Below are 15,921 nucleotides of genomic sequence, written 5' to 3' on the forward strand. Positions count from 1 at the left end.
GGCCGCCCCATAAGGGCGGCCGTTTTTCGTTGGATCAGCTGTTGTTGTGATCGACTTTGATGGTCGGGTCGCTGCCGGCAATCAACGTGTGGATGTTGGCGCTGGACCAGTTGTTGCCTTCCAGTTTGATCGTCACATCCGGCGTGGCGGCGGCCGCATCGCCCGAGTTGAACTTGCCGCCGGAGCTGACTTGCAACGATGACACGCCATCCACGGTGCTGATCTTCAGGAAGTTGTCGATCGTGCTGCCGGTTTCGCCTTGCAGCAGATCGCGCAGGTCGATGCGGTCACCTTCGCTGGCCTTGAAGTCCTTGATCACGTCGCTGCCGGTATCGCCAGCCTTCCAGACGAAGGTGTCGGCGCCCGAGCCGCCAATCAGGATGTCGTTGCCCTGACCGCCCATCAGCGAGTCGTTACCCGAGCCGCCGAGCAGGATGTCATTGCCCTTGCCGCCGTCGAGCAGGTCATTGCCCCCCGAGCCGAAGAGAATGTCATTGCCCGCACCGCCCAGCAGCGTGTCGTTGCCGTCATGGGCACCGGACACATCAAATGCGCTGTAGTGCTCGGTGATGTACTGGTGCACGTTGCTGGTCGAGACTTTGCTGACGTCCACGCCGGTCTCTTTGGCGACGAACGCCTGGATCGCCTGATAACCCTCGCCGGCAATGCCGTTGAAGCTCACCAGGTCACCGAACAGGATGTCGTTGCCGTCGCCACCATTGACCGTGTCGGAACCTGGCATTGTCGCTTCGGTGTGGCCGATGATCGAGTTGGCCAGGTCTTTCGGATCGATGTTGGTTTGCGGCGTCTTGTCCGTGTCGTACGGCTTGAGGTCGTTGAGGGTGACGTCTTTGTTCAGGCCGATGGCTTCTACCGTCGACACCTTGCCCAGCAGCGCGAAGCTGTCGGTGGAGTTGTCGATGGCGCTGGAGCCGGTGCTGCTGCCGTTACCGTCGCGATAAGACAGCTCGTACGTGCCGTTACCCTCGGCGCGAATAGTGCCCAGTTCGTCACTGCTCCAGTAACCGCCCTTCGAGTTCTTGTACGTCTGCAGCGTGACGGTGCCGGAGTTATCGATGGTCAAGTAGTGAGTGCTGTCCAGATAGCCGGAATAGGTCTGCCCCAACTTGTAATTGGTGGTGGTGATGACGTCATCGAGCTTCACGTTGCCGAACAGGGTCGGGTTGGTCTGCTCACCGCTCTGGTAGTAGGTCGGCTTGCCGTCGGTGATGAAGTACGTGAGGTTCTTCGCCCCGGTGTTCGCTATGGCGTCGGCACTCTGGAACCAGTTCGCCGTGGTTTTGAACACGTCCTCATAGTTGGTGCCGCCGCCGGAAACCATGGAATCAAGCACCGCTTTGAGCAGGATCAGCGCATTCGGATCGTTCAGGTTCACCGAGACAGACTTGTTGACCTGGTTGTCGAAGTCCGCGAGGAAGATGTTCACGGTGCCGGAGTTGCCACCCATGCTCTGCTTGAGCGTGTTGAACACCGAGGTCAGCGAGTCCTTGGCGGCGCTGACCGACGACGCGCTCATGCTGCCCGAGCTGTCGACCATGAACGCGATGTTGTAGTTGGTGCCCGGCACCACGGTCAGCCCGCCAATGTCGGCGACCATGATGTCGTTGCCGTCGGTGCCGGTGATGGTGTCGTCGGCCGCGGTAGCGGTGACGGCGTTGTAGACCGTCGGGTAAACGGTGACCGGGATCGTCGCGGTGCTTGTCGCCGAGCCGCCGAGGACCTCGGTGGAGGTCGAGGTCACGGTCAGGTTGAACTGGCCGTTGTAGTACGGCGGCGGGGTCACGGTCAGGGAACCGAGGTTCCAGCCGGTGACGTTGGCTTCACCCGACGTGGTGCTGGCGGTGAAGGTGTGGCCGGCGCCATCGGTAAGCACCGAGCCTGCCGGGATGCCGCTGATCTTCACGATCAGGCTTTCAGAGCCGTCGGTATCCGTGAGCGCAGTCTTGATCGCAGACAGGTGAACGCTGGTGCCTTCGGCCGCTTCGTTGAGCTTGTAGCCGTCGTAATAGCCTTCGCCATTGGTGCCGTGCAAATCGGAAACCGTCACGCCGGAAGCGGCCAGATCTGCCACGCCGGTATACAACGGCACGCCAGCGCTGCTCAGGTCGACCGCTGCACCGCCGTTGACCGACAGGTTGACGTCATAGCTGCCCGGGCCGCTCTGGTTGTGGTGGTAGATGTCCAGCGTGTAGTAACCGCTGGTGGTCGGGATAAACGAACCGCTCAGTTTGCCGCCCGCACCCCACGTGATCGCCGCGACGTTTTTGCCGCCGATGGTCACGAGCAGGCTGTCATCGCCCGTACCGCTGAAGGTGTAAGTCTTGCCCGCTTCGAGGTAGATCAGGCCGGAGGTTTTCGACGCCGTGCCGGCCGCGACGCTGCCGTCGGACTGCACATTGGTCACCGTGCCACTGGTGTTCGGTTTGCCCGCGCCGTCGATGACGCTTTTCAGCGTGCCCGAAGAGGCGCCGCTGCCATCGGTGCCGAGGCCCGACAGGCCGGTCCAGACTTCTTTGATCAGCCCGGTGGATTTGACGCTGTTGTCCGCAACGCTCAGGGACGGCGCATCGGCAACCGGTGTAATGTCGATTTTGATCGTGCCGGTGTTGCCCAGCAGCGAACCGTCGGTTGGCTGGAACTTGATCTGTGCGTAGTCCGCCAGATTGTTGCCCACGCCGCTGCCGCCGTAGCCATTGGCGCCGGATTCGTTGGCATCCGGCAGGAAGCGCACTTTACCCGCGTCGATGTCAGCCTTGGACAGGGTCTGGTTGGTCGTCACGTCGGTCCAGGTCGAGCCGTTCAGGTACTGCAATTTGCCTTCGCCCGGCAGGCCGGTGATTTTCACACCGAGGCTGGCGGCAGGGCTGTCGACATCGCTGACGCCAAAGGTCGACCAGCCGAGGATCAGTGGAGTGTCCTCGGTGCCGGTGACGTTAACCGGCGCGGCGGTCGGTGCATCGTTCACCGCCACAACGTTGACGGTGGTGGTCGCGGTGTTGGAGTAGTTGCTGCCATCGGTCACGGTCACGGTGATGATCCGCGGCACGCTGCTCGGGTTTTCACTGCTGTTGGTGAAGCTGATGTTCTTGATCTGCTGCATGTAGTCGGCGAGCGTCGCGTTGCCCGACAGAGTCAGCGTGACCGTGCCATTCGTGCTGTTGGCATTAATGGTGATGCCGTTGACGCTGGTGCCCAGGTTCAGCGCATCGCCGTCCTGACGGTTGGTCAGCACAATGGTCGCGCCGGTCAGCATTGTGCTGTCCGGGTCGGTGATTTTCAGGTCGGTGTCGCCGATCGATACGCCTTGGCCCGTGGTGCCTTCGGTGAAGGTCACGTTGTAGTTGGCACCCGTGGCGCCGCTGGAATTGTTGGCGTCCAGGTCGAGCACTGGCGGTGCATCGTTGTCGACGATCGCGGTGCTGATGCTGCCGTTGGACGCGCTGATCGCCAGGTTCTCGAAGTTGCCGCCGGTGGCCGAGTCGATCTTGACCACGAAGTTTTCAGTGCCTTCGGTGATCCTGTCGTCCAGGGTCGCAACGTTGAAATTCGCCGTGCTGGCGCCCGCCGGAATTTTCACGGTGTACACGCCGGTGAAGTCCGAACCGTCGGCGGCGGTGCCGCTGTAGGTGATCTTCAGGGTGACTTCGGTCTGCGCCGGGCTTGTCAGGCTGACGGTGTAACTGGCGGTCTGGCCTTCGGTCACCGAGGTGCTGCCGGTGATGCTGACTTCGGTTCTGTCGAGGGTGTCGGTGACGTTGGTGACGGCTGCCGCCGGGCTTTTGACCAGGTTCTCGAAATTGCCACCGGTGGCGTTGCTGATGGTCGCCTGTACCGTGCCCGCGTCTTTGTAAACGTCGTCTTTCGGCGCGTCAAAGCTCACGGTGCCAGTGGTTTTGCCGGCGTCGATGGTGATCACCGCGCCGTTGCTCAGCGTCACGGTCACCGGTGTGCCGGCGGCGTTGGTCAGGGTGGCGGTGTAGATGATCTGGCCGCCTTCGGCCACCGAGTTGCTCGCACTCAGCGAGAGAGTGGTCGTGTCGGTGGTGTCGGTCACGGTGGTGCTGACCGGGGTTTTGTCGGCAACCAGATTTTCGTAGTTGCCGCCGTTGACGTCGGTGATCGAGTTGGTCAGTGGGGTGTGGCCGCTCAGAGCGTCGTTTGGCGCGAGGGTGGTCACGAAGCCGGTGGTTTTACCGATGTCGATGGTAATCGTTTGGCCGTTGGCCAAGGACACGGTGACCGGGCTGCCAGTCACTGCCGCGCCAACTGTGGCGGTGTAAGTGACGGTGCCGCCTTCAGCGGCCGAGGCGGTGGCTTTCAGGGTCACGGTTGAGGTGTCGATGGTGTCGGTGACACTGGTAACAACCGCGGTTTTGTTCGGGACCAGGTTCTCGAAGTTGCCGCCGGTCGCGGTGGTGATGCTCGCCTGGACCCTGCCGGCGTCGATGTAGACGTCGTCTTTCGGCGCATCAACGGTCACGGTACCGGTGGTTTTGCCGGCGTCGATGGTGATCACCGCGCCATTGCTCAGATTGACGGTCACAGGTGTGCCGGCCGCGTTGGTCAGGGTTGCGGTGTAAACGATCGAACCGCCTTCAGCCACCGAGTTGGTCGCGCTGAGCGACAGGGTGGTCGTGTCAGCGGTGTCGGTCACGGTGGTGCTGACCGGGGTTTTGTCGGCAACCAGGTTTTCGTAGTTGCCGCCGCTGACGTTGGTGATGGCGTTGGTCAGTGGCGTGTGGCCGGTCAAGGCATCGTTTGGCGCAAGCGTGGTCACGAAGCCGGTGGTTTTGCCGATTTCGATGGTGATGGTCTGGCCGTTGGCCAACGACACGGTCACTGGCGAGCCGGTGACCGGCGCACCGACAGTGGCGGTGTAGGTGACGGTGCCGCCTTCAGCCGCAGCGCCGGTAGCGGTGAGTTTGACCGTCGAAGTGTCGATGGTGTCGGTCACATCGGTAACCGCAGCCGCCGGGTCTTTGACCAGGTTCTCGAAGTTGCCGCCAGTCGCGTCCTTAATGGTCGCTTCGACTTTGCCGGCGTCTTTGTAGACGTCATCGGCTGGTGCCTTGACGGTCACGGAGCCGACAGTTGCGCCAGCAGCGATGTTGATCACCGCGCCATTGCTCAGCGTCACGGTCACAGGTGTGCCGGCCGCGTTGGTCAGGGTTGCGGTGTAAACGATCGAGCCGCCTTCAGCCACCGAGTCAGTCGCGCTCAAGCTAAGAGTCGTAGTGTCAGCCGTATCGGTAACCGAGGTGTCTGCCGACTTGCCATCGACGTCGAGCTTCTCGTAGTTACCACCCTTCGCATCGTCGATTTTGACGCTCAACGAAGCGCCGCCAGCCAGGGCGTCGTTCGGTGCAACGAAATTCACGCTGCCGGAGCTCGAACCGACCGGAATGGTGATCGTCTGGCCGTTGGACAGGCTCACAATCACCGGCGAACCGGTCACTGGCGCGGTGACGGACGCGGTGTAAACCACGGTGCCGCCTTCGGCCACGGTGCCGTTGGCCGTCAGGCTGACCGTCGAAGTGTTAATGGTGTCGGTCACATCGGTAACCGCCGCCGCCGGGTCTTTCACCAAGGTTTCGAAATTGCCGCCGCTGGCGTCCTTGATGGTCGCTTCGACTTTGCCGGCATCTTTGTAGACGTCATCGGCGGGTGCCTTGACGGTCACGGAACCGCTAGTCGCACCAGCGGCGATAGTGATCACCGCACCGTTGCTCAGGGTTACGGTTACCGGCGTGCCGGCAGCGTTGGTCAGGTTGGCGGTGTAGACGATGGAACCGCCCTCAGCCACCGAATCCGTCGCGCTCAAGCTCAGCGTCGTGGTGTCCGCGCTGTCGGTCACTTTGGTGACGACGGCCGAGCGGTCGGTGTCCAGTTTTTCGAAGTTGCCGCCAGAGCTGTCTGCGATCGCTGCCCTGACGGGCGAGGCGCCGGTGTAGACGTCATTCGGCACGGTGTACGGCGCCGAACCGCTGGACTCGCCGGCCTTGATGTTGATTACCAGACCGTTGTTCAGCGTCACGGTCATCGCCGTGTCGGCCGGATGGCTCAGCGTGGCGGTGTAGGTGATCTGGCCACCTTCGCCGACGGTGCTCACATCGGCACTGAGTTTCAGCGTGGTGGTGTCGATGGTGTCATTGACGGTCGTGGTGTGCGTGGTCTTGCTGACGTCGAGTTTTTCGAAGTTGCCGCCGTCGGTGCTGGTGATGCCGACGGTGATCTTGCTGCCGTCCTTGTAGACGTCATCGGCCGGCGCCGGGACGGTGATGAAACCCGACTTCTCGCCGGCCTTGATCACGACGCTCTCGCCGTTGCTCAGTTTGACCGTCATGTCAGTGCCGGCGGCATTGCTGAGTTTGACGGTGTAAGTGATGGTGCCGCCTTCGACCACGTAGTCGCTGGCGGTCATGGTCACTTTGGTGGTGTCCAGGGTGTCGCTGATGGAGGTCGAGGTCGGGGTCTTGTCGGCGACCAGATTCTCGTAGTTGCCGCCGGCGACATCCTTGATGGCATTGGTCAGCGGTTCGTGGCCTACCAATGCGTCGTTCGGTGCTTTAACGGTGATCGAAGCATTGCTTTCACCGACCGCGATGGTAATTTTTTCACCATTGGCCAACGTGACAACCACGTCCTTGCCAGTGACCGGCGCGGTGACGGACGCGGTGTACACCACGTTGCCGCCTTCGGCCGTGGTAGGCGTTGCCGTCAGACTGACCGTCGACGTATTGATCGTGTCAGTCACTTCAGTGATGGCTGGCGCCGGGCTGGTCACCAGGTTTTCGAAGTTGCCGCCGCTGGCGTCCTTGATGGTCGCTTCGACTTTGCCGGCGTCTTTGTAGACGTCATCGGCTGGTGCCTTGACGGTTACGGAGCCGACAGTCGCTCCAGCGGCGATGGTGATCACGGCACCGTTCGACAGGTTAACGGTCACCGGCGTGCCGGCGGCGTTGGTCAGGGTCGCGGTGTAGACGATCGAGCCGCCTTCCGCGACCGAGTCGGTAGCGCTCAGGCTAACGGTGGTGGTGTCTGCGGTATCAGTAATCGAGGTGTCAGCCGACTTGCCGTCGACGTCCAGCTTCTCGTAATTACCACCCTTCGCATCATCGATTTTGACGCTCAGTGAGCTGCCGCCAGCCAAGGCATCGTTAGGCGCAACGAAGTTCACGCTGGCGCTGCTCGATCCGACCGGAATGGTGATGGTCTGGCCGTTGGACAAGGTCACAACAACCGGCGAACCGGTCACTGGCGCGGTGACGGACGCGGTGTAAACCACGGTGCCGCCTTCAGCGACAGAGGAAGTCGCGGTCAGGCTGACCGTCGAGGTATCGACGGTGTCGGTCACGTCAGTCACTGCCGGAACAGCGCTCGGCACCAGGTTTTCGAAGTTGCCGCCAGTCGCGTCCTTGATAGTCGCTTCGACCTTGCCAGCGTCTTTGTAGACGTCATCGGCAGGCGCCTTGACCGTTACGGAACCGACAGTCGCGCCGGCCGCGATGGTAATCACGGCACCGTTCGACAGGTTCACCGTGACCGGCGTGCCGGCGGCGTTGGTCAGGGTCGCGGTGTAGACAATCGAACCGCCTTCAGCGACCGAGTCGGTAGCGCTCAGGCTCAGGGTGGTGGTGTCTTTGACGTCGGTTACCGAAGTGACCGCCGGGGTTTGGTTCGCCACCAGGTTTTCGTAGTTGCCGCCGGTGGTGCCGTCGATTTTCACGCTCAGCGAACTGCCGCCGGCCAGGGCATCGTTCGGTGCAACGAAGTTCACGCTAGCTGAACTTGCGCCGACCGGGATGGTGATGAACTGGCCATTGGACAAAGCCACCACCACCGGCGAGCCGGTCACTGGCGCATTGACCGAAGCGGTGTAAACAACAGTGCCGCCTTCGACCGTGCTGGCCGTGGCAGTCAGGGATACGGTGCTGTTGTTGATGGTGTCGGTCACGTCGGTGACCGCTGGCGTCTTGTCGGTTACCAGGTTTTCGAAGTTGCCGCCGGTCGTCTTGGTGATGCTGGCGTCGACTTTGCCCGCGTCTTTATAGACGTCATCCTTCGGAGCGGCGAAGTTCACCGAACCGGTGGTGGCGCCCTTGGCAATGTTGATCACCGCACCGTTGCTCAACGTCACGGTCATTGCGGTGCCAGCGGCGTTGGTCAGGGTCGCGGTGTAGACGATCGAACCACCCTCGGCGACCGAACCGGTAGCGCTCAGGCTCAATCCGGTAGTGTCAGCCGAATCGGTGACGGTGGTGACCGCCGGCGAATGGTCCGTGACGACTTTTTCGAAGTTGCCGCCGCTCTGGCTGGCGATCGTCGCCTGGACTTTGCCGCCGTCGATGTACGGCGTGTTGGCCGGGGCGGCGAAGTTGACCGAACCGGTGGAGGCGCCGGCGGCGATGTTGATTACTGCGCCGTTGCTCAACTTCACGGTCATTGCCGTGTCCGTCGGGTTGCTCAGGGTGGCGGTGTAGGTGATCTGGCCACCTTCGCTCACGGTATGGCTGGCCGACAGGGACAGGGACGTCGTGTCCACCGTGTCTTTGACGGTTGTGCTCACGGACGACTTGCTGATATCGAGTTTTTCGAAGTTGCCGCCGCTGGCGTCAGTCATCTTGACGGTGAGCTTGCCGGCATCCTTATAGACGTCGTCGCTTGGCGCCGCGATGGTGACCGAACCGCTGGTCTTGCCGGCCGCGATGGTGATGGTCTCGCCGTTGCTCAGCTTGACGGTCACCGGGGTTTGCGCGGCGTTGGTCAGGGTCGCGGTGTAGGTGATGTGCGAACCTTCGAGTACAGACTTGTCAGCGCTGAGGGTCAGCTGTGTGGTGTTAGTGGTGTCGGCGACGTTGGTCACAGCCGGGTTCGGGCTGGTGACCAGGTTTTCAAAGTTGCCGCCGGCGGCGTCTTTGATGGTGACTTCCAGCTTGCCTGCGTCGTTGTAGACGTCGTCTTTCGGTGCGTCGACGGTCACGGTGCCGGTGGTTTTGCCGGCCGCGATGGTGATCACCGCACCGTTGCTCAGGGTCACAGTGACCGGCGTGCCGGCCGGATTGGTCAAGGTCGCGGTGTAAACGATCGAGCCCCCCTCATTGACGTTGCCAGTGGCGGTCAGCGAAAGAGTGGTGGTGTCGATGGTGTCGGTCACACTGGTGCTGACCGGGGTTTTGTCGGCAACCAGGTTTTCGTAGTTGCCGCCGCTGACGTTGGTGATCGAGTTACTCACCGCTGTGTGGCCGCTCAGTACATCGTTGGAGACCACGGCGTTGACGGTGCTGCTGCTGGCGCCGACCGCAATGGTGATGGTCTGACCGTTGGCCAGGGTCACGATCACAGGCGAACCGGTGACAGGTGCGCCGACCGAGGCGGTGTAAACCACGGTGCCGCCTTCAGCCACGGTGCTGGTGGCCGTCAGCGTGACGGTCGACGTGTCGAGGGTGTCGGTGACGCTGGTCACGGCGGCTGCCGGGTCTTTGACCAGGTTTTCGAAGTTGCCGCCAGTCGCGTCCTTGATGGTCGCTTCGACTTTGCCGGCGTCTTTGTAGACGTCATCGGCAGGTGCCTTGACGGTCACGGAACCGCTGGTGGCGCCGGCCGCGATGGTGATGACTGCGCCGTTGCTCAGCGTGACGGTTACTGGCGTGCCGGACGCGTTGGTCAGGTTGGCGGTGTAAACGATGGAACCGCCTTCAGCCACCGAGTCTGTTGCGCTGAGGCTCAGAGTCGTAGTGTCAGCCGTATCAGTTACCGAGGTGTCCGCCGACTTGCCATCGACATCCAGCTTCTCGTAGTTGCCGCCCTTCGCATCGTCGATTTTGACGCTCAGCGAACTGCCGCCAGCCAAGACGTCGTTCGGTGCAACGAAATTCACGCTGGCAGAACTGGCGCCAACCGGAATGCTGATCGTCTGGCCGTTGGACAAGGTCACCACAACCGGCGAACCGGTCACTGGCGCGTTGACGGACGCGGTGTAAACCACGGTGCCGCCTTCAGCGACAGAGGACGTGGCTGTCAGGCTGACCGTTGAGGTATCGACGGTGTCGGTGACGTCAGTCACGGCCGCAGCCGGGTCTTTGACCAGACTTTCGAAGTTGCCGCCAGTGGCGTCCTGGATGGTCGCTTCGACTTTGCCGGCGTCTTTGTAGACGTCATCGGCGGGTGCCTTGACGGTCACGGAACCGCTGGTGGCGCCAGCGGCGATGGTGATCACCGCGCCGTTGCTCAGGGTCACGGTGACTGGCGTGCCGGCCGCATTGGTCAGGTTGGCGGTGTAGACGATGGAACCGCCTTCAGCCACCGAGTCTGTTGCGCTGAGGCTCAGAGTCGTAGTGTCAGCCGTATCAGTTACCGAGGTGTCCGCCGACTTGCCATCGACATCCAGCTTCTCGTAGTTGCCGCCCTTCGCATCGTCGATTTTGACGCTCAACGACGCGCCGCCAGCCAGGGCGTCGTTCGGTGCAACGAAGTTTACGCTGGCGCTGCTGGCGCCAACCGGAATGGTGATGGTCTGGCCATTCGAAAGGGTAACTACCACTGGCGAACCAGTGACCGGTGCAGTAACGGACGCGGTGTAAACCACGGTGCCGCCTTCAGCGACAGCCGACGTAGCTGTAAGGCTGACCGTCGAAGTATCGACGGTGTCGGTCACATCAGTCACGGCCGCAGCCGGATCTTTGACCAGGTTTTCGAAGTTACCGCCGCTCGCATCCTTGATGGTTGCTTCGACCTTGCCGGCGTCTTTGTAGACGTCATCGGCGGGTGCCTTGACGGTCACGGAACCGCTGGTGGCGCCAGCGGCGATGGTGATGACTGCACCGTTGCTCAGGGTCACGGTGACGGGCGTGCCGGCAGCATTGGTCAGGTTGGCGGTGTAAACGATCGAACCGCCCTCAGCCACAGAATCAGTCGCGCTCAAGCTAAGAGTCGTAGTGTCAGCCGTATCGGTAACCGAGGTGTCCGCCGACTTGCCATCGACATCCAGCTTCTCGTAGTTGCCGCCCTTCGCATCGTCGATTTTGACGCTCAGCGAACCACCGCCAGCGAGGGCATCGTTCGGCGCAACGTAGTTCACGCTGGCGCTGCTCGAACCGACTGGAATGGTGATGCTCTGGCCGTTGGACAAGCTCACAACCACCGGCGAACCGGTCACTGGCGCGGTGACGGACGCGGTGTACACCACGGTGCCGCCTTCAGCCACGGACGAAGTCGCGGTCAGGCTGACGGTCGACGTGTCGACGGTGTCGGTCACGTCAGTCACGGCTGCAGCCGGATTGGTGATCAGGTTTTCAAAGTTACCGCCGGCTGCATCTTTGACAGTGACTTCAACTTTGCCAGCGTCTTTGTAAACGTCATCGGCAGGTGCCTTGACGGTCACGGAACCGCTTGTGGCGCCAGCGGCGATGGTGATCACCGCGCCGTTGCTCAGGGTCACGGTGACTGGCGTGCCGGCCGCATTGGTCAGGTTGGCGGTGTAGACGATGGAACCGCCTTCAGCCACCGAGTCTGTTGCGCTGAGGCTCAGAGTCGTAGCGTCCGACGTATCAGTTACCGAGGTGTCCGCCGACTTGCCATCGACGTCCAGCTTCTCGTAATTGCCGCCCGTCGCATCATCAATTTTGACGCTCAGCGAACTGCCGCCAGCCAAGACGTCGTTCGGTGCAACGAAATTCACGCTGGCAGAACTGGCGCCAACCGGAATGCTGATCGTCTGGCCGTTGGACAAGGTCACCACAACCGGCGAACCGGTCACTGGCGCGTTGACGGACGCGGTGTAAACCACGGTGCCACCTTCAGCCACGGAAGAAGTCGCGGTCAGGCTGACGGTCGAGGTATCGAGGGTGTCGGTAATGTCAGTCACTGCCGGAGCAGTGCTCGGCACCAGGTTTTCGAAGTTGCCGCCGCTGGCGTCCTTGATAGTCACTTCGACCTTGCCGGCATCTTTGTAGACGTCATCGGCAGGCGCGGCAACGCTGACGGAACCGCTGGTGGCGCCGGCCGCGATGGTGATCACCGCGCCGTTCGACAAGGTAACGGTCACAGGCGTGCCAGCCGGATTGGTCAGGGTGGCGGTGTACAGAATCTGACCGCCCTCGGCCACTTCGGTGGATGCCGACAGGCTCAAGCCGGTGTCGTCCCTGGAGTCGGTAATGGTGGTCAGCGCTGGCTCGGTGCTCGGAGTCAGCTGCTCGAAGTTACCGCCGGTGGTCCCGGTGATAGTGGTGCTGACGGTGCTGCCATTGTTGTAGACGTCATTGGCGGCGGTATCGACGGTCACGCTGCCGGTGGTCTTGCCCGCTTCGATGGTAATGACCGAGCCATTGCTCAAAGTCACAGTCATCGGTGTGCCGGCCGGGTTCGTCAACGTGGCGGTGTAGGTGATCTGGCCGCCTTCGACGACGGTGCCGGTGGCGGTGAGGCTCAGGCCGGTGTTGTCGACCGAGTCGGCAATGGTGGTGACCGCTGGCGTGGTGCTCGGGGTCAACTGCTCGAAATTGCCGCCGGTGGTCCCGGTAATGGTGGTGCTGACGGTGCTGCCGTTGTTGTAGACGTCATTGGCCGCTGTATCGACGATCACGCTGCCGGTGGTCTTGCCCGCTTCGATGGTGATGACCGAGCCATTGCTCAAGGTCACGGTCATCGGCGTGCCGGCCGTGTTGGTCAGTGTCGCGGTGTAAGTGATCTGGCCGCCTTCGACAACAGTGCCGGTGGCGGTGAGGCTCAGGCCGGTGTTGTCGACCGAGTCGGTAATGGTCGTGACGGCTGGCGTGGTGCTCGGCACCAGGTTCTCGAAGTTGCCGCCGGTGGCGCCAGTGATCGTGGTGCTGACGGTGCTGCCGTTCTGATAGACGTCGTTGGCCGGGGTGTCGACGTTCACGGAGCCGGTTGTTTTGCCAGCGTCGATGGTGATGGTCGAGCCGTTGGACAGGGTGACAGTGACTGGCGTTTGAGCCGGGTTGGTCAGGGTGGCGGTGTACGTGATCTGGCCGCCTTCGGTGACCGTCGAACCCGCCGTCAGTGTGACGGAGGTGGTGTCCGGCGAGTCGGTAATGGTGGTTACGGCCGGGGCCGGGTTTGGCACCAGGTTCTCGAAGTTGCCGCCGGTGGCACCGGTAATTGTCGTGGTGACCGTACTGCCGTTGTTATAGACGTCGTTGGCCGGTGTCGACACGTCAACAGTGCCGGTGGTTTTGCCGGCTTCGATGGTGATGGTCGAACCGTTGGACAGGGTGATGGTGACCGGTGTCTGCGCCGGGTTGGTCAATGTCGCGGTGTAGGTGATCTGGCCGCCTTCGGTGACGTTGGCGCCGGCGGTCAAGGTGACCGTGGTGGTGTCGACAGTGTCGGTAACCTGGGTCACGGCCGGGGTCGTCGGCGGGGTGACGGTGATGCCGTTGCCGCCCGTGGTGCCGGTGACGGTCACGTTGATCTGGGTCGAGTCGTTATAAACAGTGTCGTTTGGCGCGAGCGGGACATTGACGGTGCCGGTCAACTGGCCAGCCGGGATCACGATCACCGATCCATTGGACAGCGTGATGGTCAGGTCGGTCAGCGGTGCCTGGGTCAGGGTCGCGGTGTAAACCAGTACGCCGCCCGCTTCGGTGATGGTCGGCGTGGCGCTCAGGCTCAGGGTCGAATCGCGCTGTACGTTGGCGTTGGCGTTGGCGTTTGCCGTCTGACCGCCGAGGGTGTTCTGGGCGGTCAGTGCCGCAGTGCCGAGGCCCGCCGTCGGGAAACCAATGGTCGGGTCGACCCGGCCAGCGGTGGCATCCAGCATCACGAAGCTGTGACCGCCACCTGCTGCACCGCCGGTGCCCGCAGCTGTCGGGCCGGCAGCGGTGGCTTCGAGTTCAGTGGTCGGGTCGACACCCGCAGCGATGGCTTGCTGCAGTTCTTCAACCGATGGCGCGGCTTGTGCAGTGGCTTCTGACAAGTCAGTGCTGGAGTCCGGATCGCTTGCACTCCATTGAGTGTCGCGGCCCAGGTCCAGAGTGCGGCCGTCAGCCAGTTCGAGCGTAACGGCGCCAGCGGCACCCGTGTCTACCTGATCGCCGACAAACAACCGGTCGCCTTCAACGAGCACGCGGCGAATGCCCTCTGGGGACACCGCGAAAACCTGACCGACAATGCTTTTGACGATGGCAACAACACTGCTCATTGAAGACTCTCCGGGTGTCACGTTCAGTTGACTTCCATAAACCTGATGGCGTGTTCGCCGAATCAGTCTGGACGTACTTTCACAATATAAGAGGCACAACTTTGACGCGGTTAATCGTCAACAAATTGGCTATATTTTTTCGCTATAAACTATATGCCAAACTATTGACCTTAGTGTTGTCATCCTAAACACTCGCCCCCGTAATGTCACATTGATATTTAGGTAACTACCTGCCCCAAGAGTGTGACTCAGTTCCAAATTCCAACTTTCCGACACACGGTCATTCCGATGGTCATCATCCGATGCAGCGGCACGTTCTGCAGTGATTCAAGACAAGTAATTCCGGGAAATTCCAACCATGCGTTTGCACCTGTTAAAGGCTTTACCCTTCGCCCTTGCCGCCAGTTTTGTTCAGGCGCAGTCACTTCCGGAGGCCATGCAACAGGCGTTGGATGTCCATCCGGAAATCCAGGCAGGTGTTAATAGTCGATTAGCCGCGGATTATCAGTTAAAGGCCGCAAAAGGTGGATACCTTCCACGGGTCGATCTGCTGGGCGGTTATGGTCGCGAAGGCACGGACAGCGTCACCACACGCGCTGCCGGCAACGACAATCACTGGGAAACCCTGAACCGTAGCGAGTCGAGTTTGCGCCTGTCGCAAATGGTCTTTGACGGTTTTGCGACGTCCAGTGAAGTGGGGCGACAACAAGCCACCGTTAATTCCCGAGCTTATTCCTTGTTGGGCACGTCCGAACGCACCGCGCTGACCGTGGCTCAGGTTTATCTGGATGTACTGACCCGCCGCGAATTCGTGCGCCTGGCCACCGACAACCTGAAAAGCCACGAACGCATTTTTGACCAGATCAAATTGCGCACTCAGCGCGGCGTCGGCAGCGGTGCCGACCTCGATCAGGCCGAAGCGCGTATGGCCCAGGCTCGGAATAACCTGATCACGGAACAGACCAACCTGGCGGACGCTGAGACCAACTTCCTCAGCGCCGTGGGCCAGATGCCCGATCAATTGGAGCGTCCTGCCGATTTCCTCGCGCTGTTGCCGGCCAACTTGAATGAAGCCCGCGCGCAGATGCTGGAAAACAGCCCGATCCTGCGTTCTGCCGAGTCCGACATTGCCGCGGCCGAGAAACAGTACGACGCTGCCAAATCGTCCTTCTATCCGCGCTTCGATGCCGAACTGGGTCGCTCCGCCGACAACGACCTCGACGGTCAGAACGGTCACAGCAACGAATGGCAGGCCATGTTGCGCATGCGCTTTAACCTGTATGCCGGCGGCAGCAACAAGGCTGACCTGGAGTCCAAGTCCTACCTGTCCAACCAGGCACTGGATATCCGCAATAACGCTCTGCGCGTATTGAACGAAGAGTTGGGCCTGGCCTGGAATGCATTGAACAACGCAAATGCCCAAGTGCCGATCGCCCAGCAATATGTCGATCACAGCACTAGCGTGCGCACCGCGTACCAAAAGCAGTTCAGCCTGGGCGAACGCACTTTGCTTGACCTGCTCGACAGTGAAAACGAACTGTTCACCGCTTCCCGTCGCCTGGCGGAGATCAAAAACATTCAGTTATTTACTCAGTACCGAATCAAGGCGACCATGGGCGAGTTGCTCAAGAGCCAGGGAGTGGTCGCACCGTTGGCATCCGTTGTGCAGAACGACGTGAAGCCCAGGGTCCAGCTACCCGGGATGAATTGAGTCTTCCCTTTTTACTGTTAGACAAGAG

General features: G+C 61.4%; 2 protein-coding genes. One reads left to right on the plus strand and one right to left on the minus strand.

Going from position 1 to position 15,921, the window contains the following annotated elements:
• Window positions 1-34: 34 nt before the first annotated feature.
• A complete protein-coding gene (locus ACYZT8_RS00320) occupies window positions 35-14,182 on the minus strand; it encodes a retention module-containing protein (RefSeq protein ID WP_461978302.1) in 14,148 nt (4,715 codons plus the stop codon).
• Between the two features lie 358 nt (window positions 14,183-14,540).
• On the opposite strand from ACYZT8_RS00320, the gene ACYZT8_RS00325 reads away from it, so the two are divergent.
• Window positions 14,541-15,893, plus strand: coding sequence for a TolC family outer membrane protein (locus tag ACYZT8_RS00325; RefSeq protein WP_461978304.1), 1,353 nt, complete (start codon window positions 14,541-14,543; stop codon window positions 15,891-15,893).
• The last annotated feature ends 28 nt before the right edge of the window (window positions 15,894-15,921 follow it).

This window comes from Pseudomonas sp. LB3P93, from assembly GCF_054898025.1.

Bases quoted from the DNA above. Each gene is read 5' to 3' on its own strand.
- ACYZT8_RS00320 (WP_461978302.1), bottom strand. From the start codon at position 14,182: ATGAGCAGTGTTGTTGCCATCGTCAAAAGCATTGTCGGTCAGGTTTTC.
- ACYZT8_RS00325 (WP_461978304.1), top strand. From the start codon at position 14,541: ATGCGTTTGCACCTGTTAAAGGCTTTACCCTTCGCCCTTGCCGCCAGT.